Here is a 20910-nt window from a genome sequence, read left to right as displayed (position 1 = left end):
CTCAAGGCTTTCCGGGCCGACATTTATAATAGGATGAACCTGGGAGCTATACAGTCTACTTCCATGATAGAAAGACCGAAAGACGATTCGGTTAAGTATATCGGACACGGGCAACTTGAAAGTGCGCCTCAGGTCAGTTCTGTACTTCACGTTATTTCCCATGAATTAGATCATGTGGCCGAGTTTAGGAACGAGGCAATCCGTGATAATGCGGAGATCAGATCAATTGACGTTTCGATCGAATATGAGTTGAGAGACGGAAAACTGGTCGCTGTCGCCGGAGAAACTAGAGCTACTACGGTCAAAAAGCCTGAAAAAGAAAAATCTAATGTTCCGGAATCGAATTCAATATCGGAAGAAGATAAAAAGTCGGCCGAATCTCCTAAGAAAAAAGACCAAGCAGACCGTTCTAACCTAATTTCAGATAAAGAATGGGAATTGATGTCCGAATTAAGGGACATCGATCTTGAATTAAATCGACTAGATAAAGGTCAAATCTCTTCAGCAAGTGATCCGGAACGTAAGTCGGAAGACGAAGCTCGTCGTCATATGGAACTTATAGAGAGAAAGAGAAAATTGGAAATGGCTTTAAGCCAGGAAAAATTGAAAGCTCTTTTGGAAGAAACCTTAAATACCATCCAAGAATTGAATCAAAAACAAATCCAATTTGCCGGAAAAGTTTATTACGGAGATTCGCTCAACTCCGCAGGCAATCTTTTAGAGACTCACGCTTAATCTTTAACCCTGCTCGTTGATCTCTGCGGGGATTGCATCCTCTTCCATTGGGGGGATGATTAACGTTTTCATCATATTCTCTATAATCTTTCTGAGCTCTGGCAATCCTTTTCCGTACTTAGGCGAAACGAAAACGATCTCCAACATCGGATACAAGCCTTGGATGTTTTTCATTTTTTTTCTTAGTTTAGAGAGTTCGGATTGATTGAGTTTATCAATCTTAGTGCGGATCAGTACAGGTTTTGTTCCTTTTTCGAAGCAGGTCCCGATCAACTCAAGTTCTTCGTCAGGTAATTCCCTTTGAGCGTCGGAAAGTAAGAACAGACATTTAAGATCTTTCGCTGAGTTGAGATAATTCATTAGAAGATCCATCATCTGCTCATGATCTCTATGTGAGTTTGCGGAATATCCGAAACCGGGAGTATCCACTAAGAATAAGGATTTGGAAACTAAGAAGAAATTTAGTAGTTTGGTTTTGCCTGGAGTTGCGGAAACCTTTGCTAAGGATTTTCTTTCCACAATTGCGTTTAATAATCTAGATTTTCCGGAATTGGAACGACCGGCAAATGCGATATGAGGAATACCTTTGGAAGGTACCTTTGTTGCATCTGCATAAGAAGATACGAATCTAACTTCTCTAAAAAAAGGGTCCGGCTTTAATTCTTGGAGTTCTTCCATAAACCTCTGGACTCACTAGTCGTTTTGGAAATCGTCCGATCGGATATCATCCAAACGGGTATCCCACATACGGAGACAAACCAATACAGTTTTCCCTTCCCGTTTTAGAATGGGTAGCATTTTTCTGACCGGAACCGGAATCTCTTTCTCTCTAAGGATTTCAGAAACATCTCTATGGATCCCTCCTAAAAGGATTTTTTCTCCTTCCGCATCATTGGCAGGTAGACAATTTTTTGGGATTTTTTTAGTCTTACTGTTCCATTTTAAAAAGAAAGACTCAGGATTATATGTGAATGGTTTTAGATAAGAAGCTGATTTAGGAAGAATATATAAGTCGGAAGACACACTCTTCCAAAACCAAGCCTCTTTATTTTCCAAGGAAAAAGAAACTTTTCTATCCAAGTTTTGAAGAAGGTCGGTTAAAAATTGAGTATTTAAGGGATGAAGTCCCAGACTCTTTAAATGTAAGTCTAAAACTTGTTTACATACGGAAATTTGTTCTAATTCCAAAATATGTCTGGATACTGTGCGGATCTCGTCCTCTTCTATCCTTCTGTTTTTTGATCCTAGTCTTGGAATTTCCGTATCATGAAAATTATGAAAGATCTTATCCGCGTCCGCACCCTCACGCAAAAGAATAGGAAGTATTTCGGATCTGATCCTGTTCCTTAAGTATTTCGGGGATTCGTTAGATTCATCTTCGAAAATTTTCCAATCGTTTAATGTCAGGGCATTTTTGCGATTTGATTCTCCGAATAAAATAAGAGGTCTAAATCTATTCTTCTCGAAAACTCCTAATGTTTTGAGAGAATTTGAGCCTCCTCCTCGGATGAGTTGTAATAGTAAGGTTTCTAAATAATCTTCGGAATGATGTCCCGTGGCGATATAACCGCCGACTTTGGACGCGATTTTTTCTAAATCTTTGAATCGAAGGGCTCTTCCCGCTTCTTCGATGCTTAGTTTAGTCCGATTGGCGAATTTTGGAACGTTTTTTTTTTAAAGATAGAATTCGGATCGAGAGACTTCATAAATTCGAGGATCTCGGACTCTTGCTCAGAATTATCCCGAATAGAATGATCTAAATGATATATTATAGGAAATTGAGAAATTAAATTTTTATCATGCATCCAAACATAAAACCGCAAAAGTAAGGAAGAATCTTTTCCTCCGGAAAAAGCGACCACTGCCAGTTTTTCTCTCATTAGATCTTGAAAGTTTTTTAGAAGAGACCAAGCAGATTGAAAAATGGATTCAAGTTCGGAGTTCATTTCTTAGTTGAGGCGTTTCATGCCTATTAATGTAATATCATCCGTTTGTTCCCTTTCTCCAGTAAAGTTTTTTATGTTTTTTAGGACGGTTTCCAATACGCCAGGAAGGGATTTCTTCTTCGCTTCGAAAACACAATTGTGTAATCTTTCCATCTCGAAAAGTTCTTCGTTCGGATCCATTGCCTCCCAAACTCCATCTGTAAACATGATATAAAAATCGCCCGGGCCAAGATCAAAAGATCCTTTATTCTCAAAATGATCTATATCCGGATCTATGCCCAAAACCACTCCTCCGGTTGGGATTTCTTCCAAACGATTTTTCTCTTTTCTATAAACTAAAATATTTCCTTGGCCTGCTCCGCTAAAAGTAAATCTATTTTCGTTTTGATTCCAATGAATGATAGTCAGGGACATGAAGCGGGGAGAGATCGAGTCTTTAAAATAATTTTGATATAGATAAGTATTTACGGTTACTAGAATTTCCCAAGGCGTAGGATTTTTTCGCACTAAGGAATGGATCACAGTCCGAACAGTCGCCATAACAATACCTGCCGGAACTCCTTTACCGCTTACGTCACCGATACAGATATATGTTTCTTTGTTAGAAGGATGTGTTATGAAATCATAATAGTCTCCTCCTACACCTACTGCCGGGATCATAATTCCACCGAATTCATAATTCCGATGTTCAGGCATTCTTCTAGGAAGCAAAGATCTTTGCAAATCACGAGCGATCTCTATCTCACGATCTAATCTTTCTTTTTCAGCCCTTTGATGGAATAGATGGAAATTCTGGATAGAAATCCCTGCTTGGACTGCGAATGCATTTAATACGTCGATCTCTTCGGGACTCCAATGTAGTTCTTCTTCTTTTGCGAGAAGGATCCAAATTTCGGATTTTTCGGATCGTAACACCGGAAGTATTGCCAAATGTTTTTTTCTTCCGTTACCTAAGCTTTTCCATTCCTTTAGATCGGAAGAATCTAATAAGAACGCAGAATCTATAGATCTATTTAAAACATTCCATTCTCCTTTTAAAGGAATATTGGATTTTATTTCAGGTGCTCTCGGACTTCCTGTCAGTATATGGCCTTCCGTTAAAATGGTTTTACCTGATTCGTCGTTTTTTCTTTCTAAAAGAACGAATAGATCACTTTCCGAAAACGCGGTTAAAGAAAGAAGAATGACTCGAAAAATTTCAGTTCTATATTTAAAACCTAAACTACTGAGTTTTAATGCAGCAGAGTGAAGATTTCTAAAATTCCTGGATTGGGTTTGGGAAACTTCGAATAAAATCCTATTCTTTAGTGTTGTTGCGAACTGACTTGCGATCAATTCCAAAAAGTAGCGGTCTTTTTCGGCCTGGATAGGGTCATCTTTTTCATAATCTACATTAATTAATCCTAATACTTCTTTCTTTAAGTGAATTGGGACGGAAAGTTCCGATTCTACTTTGTTTACTCGTCCGTATTGCCTGATTTGTTTATGAGATTGTTCTGCAAATCTATAATATACGGATTTGCAAGTCTCGATTGCCTGCCCTAATGGACCGCTTTGTTCCCCTTTTTTGATCTCCATACGAAACGCGAGTTTTTCTAAAGCGGGACCTTTTTTGTTTTTGCAGGATTTTACAAGAATACGATCCAATCTAGGTTCGTAGACCATTACCGAGATCCCCGGTAAATTCAATTTTCTGAATGCTAGATTGGTGAAATTTTGTAGTAGGTCGTCCAGATTCGGACTCGTATTGAATAAGGAAAGAAACTCTAGAAGGATCTCATTTGATAAAGAATGAACTTCCGGAGGTTTGATCCTATTTCGTTTTCTTTTTTCTAGGATCCATTCGCGGCCACAGGAATTACAAAGAAACTTTCCTTCTTTGAGCTTTCCGTCCGGATTGTTGAACTCGCCGCAAAATACGCAGGACATCCGGTGAAATAAGATAAGAGAATTCTTCCTACAGGAAAGATGTTTTTCTTCTTCTTTTTTATAAAATCATCAAATAGGAAGAGTTTGTTCTAATTTCTGAAAGTTTTTGATTTTCGATTTTTGGAAATTTATATCTAACGATTGAATGATTATGTCTGATCGAATGGGAAAATCTAAGTTTTTCTGCTAGAAATCTAGGAATCGTATCTGTAAACAAAGCGAGTTGCTTGGATTTTAGGTTTTTTCCTTGACCGCAAAATCATCAATCAGCACCTTTTTTGAGCAGATGTCCGGTTATGTAAAACCCAGCCCATTGCGCCATATCCAAGAAGTGGCGACGGCAATGAATTCGACCTTAGATCCAGATCGCCTTCTGGATTTGATCCTAGAGAGATGTATTCAAATTTGTGAGGTCGGATCCGGCTCTCTCATGCTCATCAGTAGAGCGGACGAGGTTTTAGACATCGTTACTTTCAGAGGGATGAATCCTTCCGTTAGAACGAAAGTAAAACTTAGGGTAGGAGAAGGAATTACAGGTATAGTGGCGGCGTCCGGAGAAGGGATGATCGTCAACGATGTAACCCAAAACCCGCATTATATTTCCATTAAAGACGATATACTTTCCGAGCTCGCGGTCCCGATGATCGTGGAAGACGAAGTAATCGGAGTCATCTCATTAGATTCTAGTAGAAAGCAGGCGTTTAGCGAAGAGCATCTTGAACTTGTTTCGACTCTTGCGAATATGGCCGCTCAGATCTTTAAGAACTTACAAACCTTCCGTCAGTTGGAGCAAAAGAATAAGATCCAACAAGTTCTGATCGATATTTCCAGAACCGTAACTTCTACTCTGATCCTTCGAGAAATTTTCGATGATATCATGGAGAGATTGGATAAGTCTCTGAACCTGGAAAGAGGTTCTATCGTTCTTCTCGACTCTGAAAATAATATTCTGAAGTTGATCGCTGCTTCCGGTCTTACTTCGGAGGAAATGGAGAAGGGAGTTTATCTTCCAGGGGAAGGTGTTACCGGAAAAGTTTACGAATCCGGAGAAGCGGTAATCGTAGAATCTATCGTAAACGACGAAAATTTCCTAAATCGTTTAGATAACGCCAATCATTTTAAAAATAATCCTGAAAACGTTAGCTTCCTTGCAGCCCCGATTAAATCGGATACGGATGTTCTAGGGGTAGTTAGCGTATTCTTTGTTCATAAAAAATACGTGGATCTAAAAACGTATTTGGACTTCCTACAAGTCGTAGCTTCGGTCATTTATCAAGCGATCCGGATACAAAAACTGATCGATGAAGAAAAGCGTGAGATCTCCAGAGAAAATATTCTCTTAAAACGAGAGCTTAAGAATAAATACAAGTTCGGTTCATTGATCGGAAAATCCAAATCGATGGAAAAACTTTTCGAGATGATCCAACTTGTTTCGGACTCTCGGGCGTCCGTGTTAATTACAGGAGAATCCGGAACAGGAAAAGAGATGATCGCATCTGCGATCCATTATAACTCTTCTAGAGCGGATAAACCTTTTATTAAGATCAATTGTGCTGCAATCCCTGAAAATCTTTTAGAGTCTGAATTATTCGGTCACAAAAAGGGATCATTCACCGGTGCAGTTGCCGATAAAAAAGGAAAATTCGAAATGGCGGACACCGGAACGATTTTCCTGGACGAGATCGGAGAAATGGATCTTAATCTTCAGTCCAAACTTTTGAGAGTGCTTCAAGAGAAAGAGATCGAAGCGGTAGGTTCTGTAAAACCTAAAAAAATAGATGTTAGGATCATAGCAGCGACTAACGCGGATCTGGAAGATTTGATCTCTCAAAAATTATTTCGCGCGGATCTATACTATCGTTTAAACGTAGTCAATATGTTGACTCCTCCTCTCAGAGAAAGACCGGAAGATATTCCTCTTTTGATCAATCACTTCATTACTAAGTATACTTCTGAAAATGTTAAAAAGATCAAAGGTATTACTAGAGAAGCGCACAAACTTCTGATGAGTTATAATTGGCCTGGAAACGTTCGTGAGCTGGAAAATGTGATCGAGAGAGCGGTAGTCCTTTCGCAGTTGGAGATGCTGGATATTCAGGACTTCTCCGAGATCAGTGGTCGTATTCTTTATGGAGAAGAAGGTGAAGAAGTGGAAGTCGGAGTGGATCCGGAAGCTTCTTCCGAAGTTGCAAGTTCCAAATTTTCTCCTGCTCATTTGGATGCGCTGGACGGAAGAGCGATGGAAGTGGTCGTAGGAGAAGTCGAAGCAAGACTTATCAAATACGCCATGAAAAAATTTAAATACACTAAGACTAGAGTTGCTAAGTTCTTAGGGATCAATAGAAACACTTTAGATAAGAAGATCAAAGATCTTAAGATAGATTATTAAGAAGGAAGTTTATCCTTCCAGTTTTGATCGAATTCCTTATAGTTACAAGTTAACTCTTCATCCTTTAGGATCTTGCGGACGGCTTTATCCTTTCCTAAAGGATTGCTAGATCCCTGGACCTCACTCTTATCCTCAAGAGTATTGGCCTGATCGCTATGATTCATGAACCTGGAATTATCCACGCAGAAGTACCATTGTCCTTCGAATAGATAAGAATAAGTATGGATCAGATTTCTGAGTCTTTCAGGTAAGGATTGTACTTCCGCTTCTGTCAGGGTCCAAACAGTTTTAGGATGGAATTCCCACACAAGCTCCCCTTCTTCAATATCTCTGCCTGCGAAAACTCCCAGGCCTCCAATCGGGGACTCTGCAACGTAAGTCGGTACTTTTAGCATATTAAGCGAAAGAAAGTTTAAGGAAGCCAAATTGCAAGAATTTGATCTTCCTCTTATTCGATTTTGTGCAATCCATAAGGATATTGTTTATACGGGTTCTTTTATAAACCGATTGCTGCCGCAGAAATAGAATCATTCTCAGGAGAAGGATATGGTTCCAAACTTCCGTTTTTCAGAACAACTACTTGGTCTGCAGCGTGTAAGCCGGTAAGCCTATGGGTTACGGATACGATTGTTCTACCTTCTCTCAACTTTTGGAGAGTTTTTAAGATCCGTGCTTCTGTGATCGGATCCAGTGCGGAAGTAGCCTCGTCCAAAAGTAAGATTTGAGGGTTTCTGACCAAGGCTCTTGCTAATGCGATCCTCTGTTTTTCACCGCCTGAAAGTTTCGAACCTTTGTCCCCTGCGATCGTTTCGTATCCGTCCGGTAAAGCGGAAATGAATTCATGGATCTCGGCTAGTTTCGCCGCTTCGATCGCTTCCTCCGGTGTAGCATCCGGTCTTCCCATACGGATATTTTCTAAAATGCTAGTGTGGAATAAGAAAGTATCTTGGAACACGATACCTATCATAGAATGCAAGGCATCCAAACGGATCTTATCCATTTCGATACCGTCTAAGGTAACTCTACCTTGATTCGGCTCCATCATTCCTAAAATGAATTTAAGGATCGTACTTTTTCCGGAACCGCTTGGTCCGAGGATTACCGTATAACTTCCCTTCTTGATCTCTAAATTAATTCCGCTCAGGTTTTTAGTTCTACCCTTGTAGCGGAAATGTAGATCTTCTAAACGAATAGAATTCTGCAATTCAGAAGGACCAAAAGGACGTTCCATTTCAGTTTCGAAAGTAGGAGTTCTTAAGATCTCTAGGATCCTTCTCGCAGAACCGCTCGCTTGGTTCATTGTAGGAAAATACTGAGAAACATAAAGAAGCGAATAGGATAAATTCAAGAATGGAGGCAAGAATGCCGCAAGAGCTCCTACACTCACCATTCCGTGAAATGCGAACCATGCTCCGGAGATCAACAACACAGCTTGAAGAAGCAAGATCCCGCCGGAAGCGGAGCGTTCTAAATAAGAATTCGTAAGTCCTAGTCTTAAAGAAACCTGAAATAGTTTCTGACAATTCCCTTTGAATTTTTCCCAGAAGGTTGCGTCTAGATCGTATACTCGGATCAGGTTCTGAGCGGAGATGGACTCTTCTACAGCATTTAGGACTTTCGCTTCTTCTAATTTTCTTTCATAACTAGCTGCAGTAGATCTTGTGGAGAAGAATACCGGACCAAGGAAAGTGATCGGCCAGATCAAAGTAGCGATTGCACCGAGTTTCCAATCTAAGGCGAATAATAATGCGGTTCCGAAAATAGCTTCTAAAAGTGGAGAGATTCCCCAAGGGATCAATGCAAGAACTGCATTTTCCAAAGCGGATAAATCCGTGGAGAATCTTGCGAGAACGTCTCCTAGTCTTGTATTAGCGTAGAAATCCAGATTCACTCTTTGTAAATGTACGAAGAGTTCTTCTCTCATGTCTCTGATTGCTCGGGCGGAGACCCAATTATAAAGATAATCTCTTACTGTTCCCGCAGCAGTGATCAGAATGGTTCCTCCGATCAGTAGTGCTCCGGTTATATAAAGGACTGTTTCATTCTTTCCGATCAAAGCTTCGTCGATCAGGAACTTGAAAGAGAAAGGAATTGCGGAATAAACGATGATTTCGGTTAAAAGAAGGCCTAAAACAATCCCCAATCTGAGCTTATAATTCTTAAAATATCTTCCGAGTCCTAGCAAAACCAAAAGAGGAGATTCGGAAGAAGGTTCATTTCCTCCAAAACTCGGTCCTAAAGAAGAAGAATAGGATCCTCTGGCAGCCTGACTTCCTGGTGGGACCTTTGGTCCTGCTGCTTTTGAGTTATTGTACGTCGCCTGTGCTTTTCCGAATTTGAATCCTTCGGTAAATTTCTGTTTATTTGTCATATTTGTATCCCAATCGATCCCCGATCCGGGGAGTGGGCGCAGTATCTTGGAAAAAAATTTCCACGATTTCCCCAATATATCCGGAAGGCCTTTCCGCGTATATCCGGTAGCGGCAGATTTTCCTTGAACTTCTGTCTCATTGATGAAAAATTTTAGGAGACAGAATTCTGAAAAAGAACCTACTACTCATTTAGACTTTGAAAACATTCCTCGAAAATCCGGGTTTTTGGATGTTATTTTTCAGGGAATATGCAGGCTTTGTAGGAAAGCGGAAACTATGATAGAATTTAACTACAAAGAAGAATATGGGGTTTATCGAGTAACACTCAAGACCTCCGAAACTGCTCCGGGAACCTTGCATAAGATGGTCAAGGCCATGTTTTTTATGGGGTTCGAGATCCTTTCCGGCGATATTCGCACGATCAAGGAAGGAGATTCTTTGGTAAGTTACGACGAATTTCTTCTTAGATCACCCGAAACAGATTCTAAAATTAAGGCTTCTAAGCTCGGCATTTTAATGTCTTCCGTCTTTTCCGACGATAATGCACTGGAAGAGATGATCCAAACCTCAAGTGAAATAGATATTCGAAATACTTTTTATCTAGGACAAGATTCTCAATTAGAATTCGAGGATGTGCAAGGCAGTTCTGCTACTAAGTTTTATCTCGAAGCTCCTGACAGAAAAGGCCTATTATACTTCGTAACCGGTGTTTTGAAGGATTTAGGGATCAATATTCTTTCCGGAGAAGTAAGAACGGACGGAAAATCCTTAAAGGCCCAGGACACCTTCATCCTGACCGATTCCCGTACAGGGGTCGGATTTGCCGGAACATCGATTGAAGAACGGATTCGAAGATATATTCTCCAAAGCAGCCTAAATCAAGTTTGATCAGGCAAATTTGAAACGTCCAAACTATTAAACCCTAAAGAAACGTATTGCGTTTAGGAATAATTCGATTCATTCGATCGAATTGCCGATAGTTAAATGCAGGAGTTCCTTCCACCTAACGATGGATGCAGCTAAAGACTTACAAAAATTCGATTTCACCGAAGAAGTGATCCAGAGCTTCCGGGAAAATAGAGTTATACCTGTAGATTTTTATAATAAACACGGACAGATCCTGATCCATAAGAAGGATATGGCCACAGGAGACGATATCAGTCGTCTTCAAAAGTTCGAAAAACAAGGGATCTATTTTCTAAGTGCTGAAATTGGAAAAATACATCCTGGCGCCGCTAAAAAAAGTTCTTCTTTAGATCCTTCTTTTGATAAACTCATTAACCCCGAGCTTACTTTGGATATGTCCAAAGGGGCGGCGGATCTACTATCCGAGATCAAAAAGTTTCCTTTAAACGGAGATCACGTTAAGGAAATCAATAAATCAATCAACGCAGTACTAGATGATTTTAAATCTTCCCCTAATATGGAAACCGGTTTGGTGAACATTATAGAGGTGATGAAAAACGCAGGGATGCCTGTGGACTCCGAAGTTCTTACAAAAAGAACCGTGATCGCTATGGCCTTAAAGGTAAGAGCTGCGAAAGTTTTTACTAAGGTGGATATGGAGCAGAAGAAGACAGAGCAGATGAATCTGATGATGGCTTCTTACCTTGCCGATATCGGTTATACTCAGATGAAGATCCCCACTCATCCGAATTTGAAACCTGAAGAATTGGAATATATAAAAAATCACCCGATCATTAGTTATTTGATGATCGCGAATCTTCCCGAAGTGGAAGACTCGGTTAAGTCAGTGGTACTAAATCATCATAGGCCTCATCGTGGTGAGGGGATGAATAATAATTATCCTCAAACAAAACCTTTGGTCCAAAAGCTCCAAAGTTATCGCGAAAAGTACAAAGATGATTTTCGTAAAAATCTTTTAGCGACCGATATCCAAAGACAAGTAAAGTCCGTATTAACAAATGCGATCTCTTATGAAGATATCGGGATCTTATCCATTGCGGGTGAATTTGCTTCCCTTACAACTCCTCAACCTTGGAGAGATCCTCTAGACGGCTTGAAAGCGATGAAACTTATTTTGAATAATAGTTTCTTTGCTTATAATGAAAAGACTCTAAAAGACTTTTTTGACCATGTCGGCCTTTCTTTATGCGAGAACCAACCTTTCGTTAAGATCGGTGATTATGTGATCGTTGCGTCACAGGATTCTAACAGAAAAGTTTTCTTCGAGATCTGTATCATCAAAGAATCTCATAAAAATTCCATTCGACCGATGTTGGAAAGGATCGGTACTATTCGACCGAAGTTTGCAAACAACGGTAAGATCCGGATTTCAGGTTTCGAAATGGATAGCTTGCACGTTGATAAGCGAAGAGCAATTTTCAATTTGGAAAGGAACGCGGACCCTAGAAGAATTATCTATCTAGTGGATCCAGAGTTGGATCCTGAATTTTACGACTCATTAGATCGTAAAGTAAGGGAAACGTATCCCTCTAGGACTTCTTCTGATTCGGATCCTGCCTCCAAAGCCGCAGTTTCTTGATCGATTGCCATAATTTCGGAAATTTATTCTTGCATGCTCTCTATGCTGAATCATTTTTCAGTAACTTACAGATATCTTACTTAAACGTTAAATACTTTGGGCTTATTTTTTTTTAGCCCCTGGGTAATGCGTATGGATTTTTTACTATGGCCCAATTTCAAGGTAGCTCCGGACCGATAGATCCCTTAAAACTCGAACGATTTGAGTTCAACGCAGAAGTAATCAGACAATTTAAAGAGAGTCAATCCATTCCTGTCGACTTCTATAATAAGAACGGCCAGATCTTAATTCATCGAAAAGACAACGCTTCCGAAGCGGATATAAATAAGCTCCAGAAGTTTGAGTTACAAGGAATTTACTTCCTACTTTCTGAAAGACATAAGGTAAGTATCCAGACCGATAACCCAGATGCGGTAAACGGCAAAAAAGTTTCTTATATCAAATTGGTAAATCCTGATCTTACCGTGCAGATGGCGAGACAGGCTTCTGATCTTTTAAAAGAGCTCAAAGATTATCCGTTGAACGGAAACCATGTGAAGAGTGTCGCCAAAGCGATCGACGGGATCTTGGATGATTTCGCAAGTAGCCAAGATGTGGAGCTCGGTCTTGTGAACGTGATCGAAGTGATGAAGTCCGCCGGTGTAGAAACTGATTCAGAAGTTCTTACCAAAAGAACCGTAATCTCTATGGCGATGAAGCTTAGAAGTTTAAAGGCGATTTCGGTAAAAGATAGCGAGAACTCTAAAGCTCAGCAACTAAATTTGATGATGGCCGCTTACATGGTGGATATCGGAAAAGTACGAATGAAACTTCCTGAACACGGAAACTTAAGTACGGAAGAATTCGAATATGTTAAAAATCATCCGATTATCAGCTATTTGATGATTGGGAATCTTGCTTCTATCCAAACTCCTGTTAAAACCGCAGTATTAAACAGTCATAGACCTTATCGGGGAGAAGGATTGAATAATAATTATCCTTCTACTGCGTTCTTAGTAAAAAGACTCGGTGAATATTACGAGAAATACAAGGATGATCCGACCCGTAGCATTTTAGTAGAAGATATGCAGAAACAGTTGTATATCCTACAAAGCAATTCCTATAGCGAAGATGATCCAGCAATCATTTCTATCGCGGGAGAATTCGCTTCACTTAGTAGCGTTCAGCATTGGAGACCTGCATATTCTCCGATCACCGCTATGAAACTGATCTTGAATAATAGCTTTTTCTCATATAATGAAAGAGTAGTGAAGGAATTTTTCGATTTCATGGCTCTCAGTTTATGTGAGAACAAAAGTGTATTGAATGTCGGAGACTATGTGATCGTGGTATCTACAGATTCTCAGCACAAGATCCACTTCGAGACCTGTGTGATCAGAGAGATCAATAAGAACCAAACCCGTCCTCTACTAGAAAGAGTTGGGACGATCCGACCTATTTTTTCCAATAAAGGAAAGATCAAGATCGTTGGGTACGATAGAAATACATTCAGACTGGACCGAAGAAAGGCAATGTTCAATTTGGCGAATGCAGTAGATCCAAGAAGGGTGATTTACTCGATCGATCCTGAATTGGACCCACCTCTTTTCGATTTGATCGACAAAAGTTTACGCCAGACGGCTCCGAAATCTGTCGCGTAATCGATTCTCTTTTCTTCTGATATAAGGAATCCTACTTTCTTCCGTTACTAGTACCGTATTTTCTGGTACTGTATGCCTTCCAGCTGGGGTAAAATATTTAAAATTAGTACGTTCGGAGAATCTCACGGAGACGCGGTGGGAGTTGTTGTTGAAGGAGTTCCTGCAGGAATTCCGATCCGTTTGGAGGAAATCCAAAAGGATTTAAACAGAAGAAGACCCGGACAGAGCAATCTTACAACACCACGAGACGAATCGGATACGGTCCGCGTTCTTTCCGGGGTTTTTGAAGGAAAGACGATCGGAAGCCCGATTGCTCTTATCGTGAATAACCAGAACACGATCTCTAAAGATTATGAAAATCTGAGAGAAACATTCCGTCCTTCTCATGCAGATTATACATACCAAACCAAGTACGGATTTAGAGCTCATGTGGGTGGAGGAAGATCTTCCGTCCGAGAGACCATCGCGAGAGTTGCAGCAGGCGCTATCGCGAGAATGATCCTAGAAGACGATCTTGGGATTAAAACCGTTGCTTGGGTGGACACAATCGGCCCAATCTCTTCTCAAATTCTAGAAAAAGATTATCCAAAGACCAGAGAAGACGTGGATGTAAACGAGGTCCGTTGTCCTGATCTCAAGACTGCGGAAGAGATGCGAGCTCTAATATTACAAATGAAGGAAGCAGGAGACAGTGTTGGTGGAATTATCCGCTCCGCTTCTTATAATCTTCCTCCTGGGTTAGGAGATCCGGTTTACGACAAACTAGATGGAGACATAGCGAAGGCTATCTTATCCATTCCGGCTTGCAAAGGATTTGAAGTTGGTTCCGGTTTCGGTGGTACACTTCAGACAGGAAGTACTCATAACGACGAGTTTTATGTGGAAGAAGGAACCGGAAAGGTCAGAACTCGCACGAATAATTCCGGAGGGCTCCAAGGTGGGATCTCCAACGGAGAAACTTTAGTCGTTCGAGCAGCATTTAAACCGACTTCTACCATTTTCAAAAAACAGAATACGGTAAATATCGAAGGAAAAGAAACCGTTCTGGAAGCAAAAGGCAGGCATGATCCTTGTGTTCTTCCTAGAGCCGTTCCGATCGTTGAAGCTGCCATAAACCTTGTTCTAGTAGATGCGTATCTTTACCAAAGGGCGATGAATCCTTTGTGGTTTCAGAAATGGGCAAAAACTCCGGATTATTACAAGGATCTAAAGCTCTGAATTTGTCTCTTAGTCAGCTATACTGACTTCAAGAATCTGAGACAGGCTCTCATATCTATATGATCTAGAAACGGGTTGCCAACTTAGAATAGTACGTTTCAAATGAAATTTGGCGCCCTGGTTTGTTTAGAAAAACGGAGGTTCGAGTGGTCAAGATAAAGATAGACGGGATCGAATACGAGGTAGATGAGAAAAAAAATCTCATCTCGGCCGCAAAAGACGCCGGAGTGGATATCCCATTCTTCTGCTATCATCCAAAATTATCCGTAGTGGGCATGTGTCGTATGTGCCTGATCGAGATCGAAGGAATTCCTCGCTTACAAGTAGCTTGTAATACTAAGGTTACTGAAGGTCTCTCCATCGTAACAAAAAGTGATCGGGTAAAAGAAGCTAGAGAAGGAACGATGGAGTTCCTACTTGCAAATCACCCATTGGACTGTCCTGTCTGCGATAAAGCAGGAGAATGCCAGCTCCAAGATAATTCCTTCAACGCAGGAAAAGGGAATTCCAGATTCACTTTAGAAAAACGAAATATTCCTCAAGAAGAGATCGGTTCTAATCTGATCATCAACCATAATAGATGTATCGTATGTTATAGATGTGTACGATTCGAAGAAGAAATGGTTGGAGAATCCAATCTAGGCCTCTTCGAAAGAGGATATCATTCCATCATCGGTTTGGCCAAAGATGAGCAGATCCAACATAACTATCAGGGAGCTCTTGCGGATATCTGCCCTGTAGGTGCATTATTAAATAATAAAACATTATTCAAGTCCAGGGTTTGGTGGTATAAGTCTGAAGAATCTGTATGTACAGGATGTAGCACTGGCTGTAAGACTTTTACAAACGTCCGAGATAATAAAATGTTCCGTTATATGCCTCGTATAGACGAGGAGAAGGATCAATATTTCCTTTGTGATAAGGGAAGATTCAGCGTAGATTGGCTAAATTCAAATCGACTCTTCTCTTTTTATAAAGATGGAGAAGCAAATATTAGCTCAACCGTACTCGGAGAAATTTCCGAAAAACTCGCAAGTGCTAAAAAGATCGCTGTGATCGGAGGAGCTCACGAGTCGGATCAAAATTTAAAATCGATCCGAGAATCTCTTTCTAAGATCGGGGTTTCCTTTGTAACAGAAGCTAGAGTTTCTCCTGAACAATACAAAGAGCCGGAACAAATAGATTTCTTATACACTACGGACAAAAGACCGAATACAAAAGGCGCTTTAGATGCAGGATTTATTTCTTCTGAAGGGATCGATTCTATCCGTTCTGCAGCAATTAAAGGTGAGTTCGATCTAATTTTCGTATTAAAAGAGAATGCATCCGAGATCTTAGCTGGAGTTCCAACAGGATCTATGGTAATCTTAGATACGAATTTGACTGAAGATGTAAGTAAGTCGAAGTATTCTATCCCAATTAAAGCGTATTCCGAGCAAAGTGGAAGTTTTACGAATAAGAAGGGATGGTCTCAGAACTTTAAAAAATCTATGGAAGCACCAAAAGGTTTATCTAGTTCCGGAGAAATTTTCGAATTATTAGAAAAGAAAATCCTAGAATTACGTTCTAAACCGAGAGAGGCAGCCGTTGGGAACCATTAATGTAGTCAATGTTGCGGCAAAACATAAGCCGTCTTGGTATCAAAGATTATATTCTTATTCGATCGCTAAGGGTCTTTGGATCACTTTAAAACACTTTATAAAAGCCGCATTTTTAAAAGGTGCAGTTACCCTAGAGTTTCCTGAGAAAAAAAGAAAGTTCTCTTCTAGATTCCGTGGAATGCATACGATGAAACGGGATGAGATCGGAAGAGAAAGATGTACAAGCTGTTTTTGTTGTATGTGGATTTGTCCTGCGGATGCTATTAAGATTGAAGCAGGGCATGTGACTCCTGAGATCCAACATCTTCATCCTGAAGATAAATTCGCGAAAAAATTCGAGATCGATCTATTGCGTTGTATTTTCTGTGGAATGTGTGAAGAGGCCTGCCCTAAAGGTGCGATCTATCTGGACGGGCCTGCAGAGATGGCTGCGGATAATCGCGAAGATCTGATCCTTACCAAAGAAAGAATGATGCAAAAAGTCGGAGGCCCGATCTTAGGCGAAAGAGTCTAAGCCCCCGGCTTCATTCCGAGTTAGGAAACTTTTCTTTGTAACTCCTCTTTTTCTCTCGGTAGTTCTTTATTGATCTTATCTAATATTGGAGAATGTAATCTTTTGGATGCATACTCCAAACAAGCTTCGATATCCAGAACTTTAATGTTAGGATATTCGTTCAAAATTTCCCTATATCCGAATCCCAAAAATATCATATCCAATATTTCTAAAACTCGGATCGAGGTTCCCCGTATAACCGGTTTACCTCCGCAGATGGAAGGATGGGAGATAATCCGGTCGATTGTTTCTGTATTTTTTTCCATTCTAATTCTTACAACAAGCCCCAAGCCAAATTTTGAATCTTAATTCTATGCGTCCGACTTTTTTCCTAAAAAGGAAATAACCCCTATGATTTAGGGAATAAACTGTTTTGCCGAAAAATCTAGAAGTAGTGTAAAGATTAAAAATTATTAAAAGGTAGTGAAAATACTCTAAGGAATAAAAAATTCTATTCAAATCGGGTTGGGTTCTTCAAGGAAAAAGAATTCGATTCGAAGTGAAGGAGGTCCGTAGATCTTAATCTATTCTAAACGTTTTTGAAACGTAAGAATTATGGAAAACGGCTCCATCGAATCAATCTACACGAAGATAGGTGATGTATTTAGATATTGCAGGATGGAGAAAGGTCTTTCTTTAAAGGAATTGGCCGATGCCTTAAAGAAAGAATATGGAGTAGCCTTTAATCCGAATCTTTTAGGCAAGATTGAAAGAGGCGAATCTAGATTACTCACTCATGATTTTATCAATTTATGCTTATTCTTTCGTTTGGAACTAAAAGCATTCTTAGATAAGGATAAGAAGAATATTCAAGAAAGTGCATTGGGAGATCTGACAGAAGACCCGGCGATCCGTAGAATATTGATCTTCATTAGTGAGAATAAAGGCGCAAAAGGATTCATTTCTTTCTTAGAAGACTTTCTAAAGTATATGGGTCCTAACTTGATCAAGATGGGAAAGGATCAAGACTCTAAAAATTTAAAGGCAGCTTCCCCTAAAAAGAAAGGTCGCAAACCTTAATCGATCATCCCCTTAGTAATTTGATTTTCTCTCTTAAGCGGAGTAGAACAAACTTTAATCTTTTAATCGAACGTACGTAAGATATTCTTTTTGATCGACACTTCTAACATTTTATAGAACTCGACAATTCCAATTTATTGAAATCGATCGTTCAAAATAAAAATTTCATTTATTTGTAAAAATCTTTCTCTCACTTTTGAAAATAAGTGAGAATTAAGACGCTTATATTACCCTGCCGTTTAAATACTTAAAACCTCCAACTGAAACTAAAGCGGGGATTGGATAATGAAGAGAATAGTAATCCGGGGCGTTTATGCTCTGGTAATCACGGGACTTCTTGCTGGCTCATTTGTAGCTTGCGGCGATAAGTCCTCAACAAGCGGTGTAGAGTTTGGCGCGCTTTCAAGCCTTCTCACATCAAAAAGCGGAAATGGGTCTAAGTTATTTAGTGCAGCTAGTACTTATTTTCATAACGAGATATTTCCACCACATTGGTTGAACTGGACTACAGATGGAGCGGCAGCGATCCAGACTGGTCCTACGTTCTTAACTCACGGTTTACGATGTAATGGTCGTTATTGTGACGATGTAAACCTATTAGCCGTTGAGTCCGGTTATACCCAGACCAATAGCTGGTGGACCGATTGGTTTTCAGAAGAAGGAACAAATTACAGAATTTGTGATAATAACGGATTCGTAACCGGTATCCAATGTTCTGGAAGTTATTGTGATAACGTTTCCTTGAAATGTTCTCAATTGAACAATAACGGTGTCAGAACAGGATGTTACTGGACTTCCGGAATTTCAGAAGAGGACGGAGGAAAATTCGTAGCTCCTGAATCTATGTATATCGCTGGTGCAAGCTGTAATGGCCGCTATTGCGATAGCATGAGCCTTTACCTTTGTCAGGCAGATAACGGTGGACCAAATGTTGATCAGGATGCACTTGCACAACAATTCGCACCTCGTTTGAGATTCGATCAAGAGACTACTACAGGTTCCGGAGATTCTGGAAAATGTTTTACTAGTGATCCTCAGACTTATTACACTCAAAGAGCTGCTGGAGTTGCTCCACAAGATCTTTGTAATAAAGATTATTCTACGATTTCAAATAACCAAGTTCCTATCTTCTATGAAACTTCTCTTGTTGGAACAAATGCTGTTCTGATTAGATACTGGTTCTTCTACGCTTGGCAAAGTACTTGTTTCCTAAGCTTCGGAAGCCACGCGGCTGACTGGGAAGGAATGAGCGTCCTGGTAGTAAACGGACAAATGAAACGAGTTGCTTGGTCTCAACACTCTGGATGGTATTCCAAAGAAGCTGGTAACTTTGAAGTAGCAAACGGCACTCACCCGGTTGCATACGTCGGTAAAAACGCACATGGATCTTTCCATGATGACGGTGGATCCGGCGGTTGTTTATACTTTGAAGATTTCAGAAATCCAGGTGGAAACGACTATCATCAAGACACTTGGAACAACCTTGTTCGATTGAGAAGAGGTGGAGATGCTCCTAGTTGGATGAATTGCCAAGGAAGCGGATGTTTTGATGGAATTGGTCATCCAATGGAAAGAGGAGACTGGCGTTCCAACGCAGGTTGCGGATCCGATGGTTGTGGTAAATCTTCTGTCGGTGGAAACATTCCTTTCGTAAACGATCCTACAGGTTCAGATTACTCCGCGATTATGGCGAAACATAGTGGTAAGGTGATTGATGTTCCAGGAATAAGTACTGCTGATAACGTTAATCTTTATCAATGGACCAATGTAGGACAAGATAACCAAAGATGGTTACTTGAATCCACAGGTGATGGATATTTCAAATTTATCGCTAGACATAGCGGCAAATGTTTCGATGTGAAGAGTGGATCTACTGCGGCAGGAATGAATGTAATTCAATACTCTTGCGGTGGTGGAAACAATCAAAGATTCCAGTTACTTTCTTACGGAGACGGTTTCTTTGCTCTTCAAGCAAAACATAGCAGCCAATGTTTGGATATTGCAGGTGGCGCGACTGGAGACGGAGGTCTCTTGATCCAATGGCCATGTGCTTGGACTGATAACGAAAAGTTCCAGTTCTTACGTTAAGAAAATTTCGGTCTTATTAACGCGACCGAAATGTTTGAACAAAAATAAGGCTCTCGATTTTCGGGAGCCTTATTTTTTTAAATTCATCTACTTCAACTTTTATAAAAATTTAGAAAGGAGTTATTATCATATTCTAAAACAGGATTTTTCTAACTAGTCATACAAGAGGGATATAGAATTGTTCCGAAGTCTATATGCGTTTTTGGTAAAAGGCAAAACAAAGGAAATATCGAAATAATTGCCACATTTCAGAATGAATCTGCTTTCTTTTTCTCTTCTTTATCTCGAATGGGAAAAATAGATTTAATTTATGCTTCCGCTGAATAGGAATATTCGAAAGATTAGCAGAAACCCGTTATTTCGGCATCGACTGAAGGAAAATGCAAGGTCTTTCTCAACAGGAATTTACTGCGCTCTACGAATCTTCCCGGAATACGGTGTATCATTTCCTATTAAAACTCTCGGGAAATCCTGAAATTGCAGAAGATTTGACCCAAGAGACCTTTTTAAAAGCTTTTGAAGTCATGGATCGGTTTGATCCAAACAGGGGTAGCTTCTCCTCCTGGTCTTGTACAATAGGGAAAAACCTTTACTTTAAACATTTCAATCGTACAAAGAAGGAAACTGGGAACGTCTCAATTAATATAGAGAATTTTCCTGAGCTTTCCGGAGGGAATCATGAGGATCCTCTGGAATTAGAAAAAAATTCTTTGAATTTGGCTTTAAAAGAGGGAGTTTCGCGTCTTCCTGAGCCTGAAAAGAGTATAATATTATTAAAGGAGATCCAAAAGAAAACCCTCAAGGAGACTGCGGACGCTCTCGGTATTTCAGAGAGAACCGTTAGTCGTCGTTTGCTTAGCGCATTTAGGATGTTAAGGACATATCTTGAGGCAGAGGGGATCGGACTGTAGAG

18 protein-coding genes are annotated in these 20910 nt (G+C 40.1%); 11 read left to right on the top strand and 7 right to left on the bottom strand.

Annotated elements, in window-relative coordinates; translation table 11 throughout:
- Positions 1 to 33: 33 nt before the first annotated feature.
- Entirely contained in the window at positions 34 to 735 is a 702-nt protein-coding gene (locus tag EHQ64_RS08180; protein ID WP_135649001.1) for a hypothetical protein, read from the top strand.
- Positions 736 to 738: 3 nt separating this feature from the next.
- On the opposite strand, the gene yihA is transcribed toward EHQ64_RS08180, so the two are convergent.
- From yihA to EHQ64_RS08160, 4 genes are read right to left on the bottom strand one after another with little or no spacing between them, the layout of a single operon-like run.
- Positions 739 to 1413, bottom strand: coding sequence for a ribosome biogenesis GTP-binding protein YihA/YsxC (gene yihA / locus EHQ64_RS08175; protein WP_135649000.1), 675 nt, complete (start codon positions 1411 to 1413; stop codon positions 739 to 741).
- 15 nt (positions 1414 to 1428) lie between these two features.
- Entirely contained in the window at positions 1429 to 2367 is a 939-nt protein-coding gene (gene tilS, locus EHQ64_RS20470) for a tRNA lysidine(34) synthetase TilS (RefSeq protein WP_281275521.1), read from the bottom strand.
- Positions 2368 to 2369: 2 nt separating this feature from the next.
- On the bottom strand, positions 2370 to 2681 hold the full coding sequence (locus tag EHQ64_RS20465; RefSeq protein WP_135648998.1) for a PP-loop family protein: 312 nt from the start codon (positions 2679 to 2681) through the stop codon (positions 2370 to 2372).
- A 3-nt stretch (positions 2682 to 2684) separates the two neighbouring features.
- Positions 2685 to 4610, bottom strand: a complete 1926-nt coding sequence (locus EHQ64_RS08160; RefSeq protein ID WP_135648997.1) for a GAF domain-containing SpoIIE family protein phosphatase — start codon at positions 4608 to 4610, stop codon at positions 2685 to 2687.
- A gap of 343 nt (positions 4611 to 4953) precedes the next feature.
- On the opposite strand from EHQ64_RS08160, the gene EHQ64_RS08155 reads away from it, so the two are divergent.
- Entirely contained in the window at positions 4954 to 6999 is a 2046-nt protein-coding gene (locus tag EHQ64_RS08155; RefSeq protein WP_135648996.1) for a sigma-54-dependent Fis family transcriptional regulator, read from the top strand.
- On the opposite strand, the gene EHQ64_RS08150 is transcribed toward EHQ64_RS08155, so the two are convergent.
- On the bottom strand, positions 6996 to 7394 hold the full coding sequence (locus tag EHQ64_RS08150) for an SET domain-containing protein (protein WP_135648995.1): 399 nt from the start codon (positions 7392 to 7394) through the stop codon (positions 6996 to 6998). The genes EHQ64_RS08155 and EHQ64_RS08150 overlap by 4 nt on opposite strands.
- Before the next feature lie 101 nt (positions 7395 to 7495).
- Complete coding sequence (locus tag EHQ64_RS08145) at positions 7496 to 9370, bottom strand: ABC transporter ATP-binding protein (RefSeq protein WP_135648994.1); 1875 nt, start codon at positions 9368 to 9370, stop codon at positions 7496 to 7498.
- Between the two features lie 277 nt (positions 9371 to 9647).
- Between EHQ64_RS08145 and EHQ64_RS08140 the strand changes: the two genes are divergently transcribed.
- The 6 genes from EHQ64_RS08140 (at position 9648) to EHQ64_RS08115 (ending at position 16850) form a co-directional block, all read left to right on the top strand.
- Positions 9648 to 10259, top strand: a complete 612-nt coding sequence (locus EHQ64_RS08140; protein ID WP_135648993.1) for an ACT domain-containing protein — start codon at positions 9648 to 9650, stop codon at positions 10257 to 10259.
- A gap of 121 nt (positions 10260 to 10380) precedes the next feature.
- Positions 10381 to 11877, top strand: a complete 1497-nt coding sequence (locus EHQ64_RS08135) for an HD domain-containing phosphohydrolase (protein WP_135648992.1) — start codon at positions 10381 to 10383, stop codon at positions 11875 to 11877.
- A 146-nt stretch (positions 11878 to 12023) separates the two neighbouring features.
- Complete coding sequence (locus tag EHQ64_RS08130; RefSeq protein ID WP_135648991.1) at positions 12024 to 13517, top strand: HD-GYP domain-containing protein; 1494 nt, start codon at positions 12024 to 12026, stop codon at positions 13515 to 13517.
- Positions 13518 to 13589: 72 nt separating this feature from the next.
- Entirely contained in the window at positions 13590 to 14735 is a 1146-nt protein-coding gene (aroC, locus tag EHQ64_RS08125) for a chorismate synthase (RefSeq protein ID WP_135648990.1), read from the top strand.
- A gap of 146 nt (positions 14736 to 14881) precedes the next feature.
- Complete coding sequence (locus tag EHQ64_RS08120) at positions 14882 to 16336, top strand: NADH-quinone oxidoreductase subunit G (protein ID WP_135648989.1); 1455 nt, start codon at positions 14882 to 14884, stop codon at positions 16334 to 16336.
- Positions 16323 to 16850 carry a NuoI/complex I 23 kDa subunit family protein gene (locus EHQ64_RS08115; protein WP_135648988.1) on the top strand — a complete coding sequence of 176 codons (528 nt, stop codon included), beginning with the start codon at positions 16323 to 16325 and terminating at the stop codon, positions 16848 to 16850. The genes EHQ64_RS08120 and EHQ64_RS08115 overlap by 14 nt, the downstream gene beginning before the upstream one ends.
- A gap of 20 nt (positions 16851 to 16870) precedes the next feature.
- Here EHQ64_RS08115 and EHQ64_RS08110 read toward each other — a convergent pair whose 3' ends face one another.
- Positions 16871 to 17155, bottom strand: coding sequence for a DUF433 domain-containing protein (locus EHQ64_RS08110; protein ID WP_135648987.1), 285 nt, complete (start codon positions 17153 to 17155; stop codon positions 16871 to 16873).
- Between the two features lie 289 nt (positions 17156 to 17444).
- Here EHQ64_RS08110 and EHQ64_RS08105 point away from each other — a divergent pair, with 289 nt between their 5' ends.
- The 3 genes from EHQ64_RS08105 to EHQ64_RS08095 all read left to right on the top strand — a co-directional run bounded on the left by EHQ64_RS08105 (position 17445) and on the right by EHQ64_RS08095 (position 20908).
- Positions 17445 to 17909, top strand: a complete 465-nt coding sequence (locus tag EHQ64_RS08105; protein WP_246048642.1) for a helix-turn-helix domain-containing protein — start codon at positions 17445 to 17447, stop codon at positions 17907 to 17909.
- A 285-nt stretch (positions 17910 to 18194) separates the two neighbouring features.
- Complete coding sequence (locus tag EHQ64_RS08100; protein WP_135648986.1) at positions 18195 to 19997, top strand: RICIN domain-containing protein; 1803 nt, start codon at positions 18195 to 18197, stop codon at positions 19995 to 19997.
- Positions 19998 to 20377: 380 nt separating this feature from the next.
- Entirely contained in the window at positions 20378 to 20908 is a 531-nt protein-coding gene (locus EHQ64_RS08095) for an RNA polymerase sigma factor (RefSeq protein WP_135648985.1), read from the top strand.
- Positions 20909 to 20910: the final 2 nt, after the last annotated feature.

It is taken from the genome of Leptospira sarikeiensis (assembly GCF_004769615.1).
In the GTDB taxonomy this organism is placed as follows: domain Bacteria; phylum Spirochaetota; class Leptospiria; order Leptospirales; family Leptospiraceae; genus Leptospira_B; species Leptospira_B sarikeiensis.
Note: the sequence above shows the minus strand (reverse complement) of the source record. Positions and strands in the feature narration are given on the sequence as shown.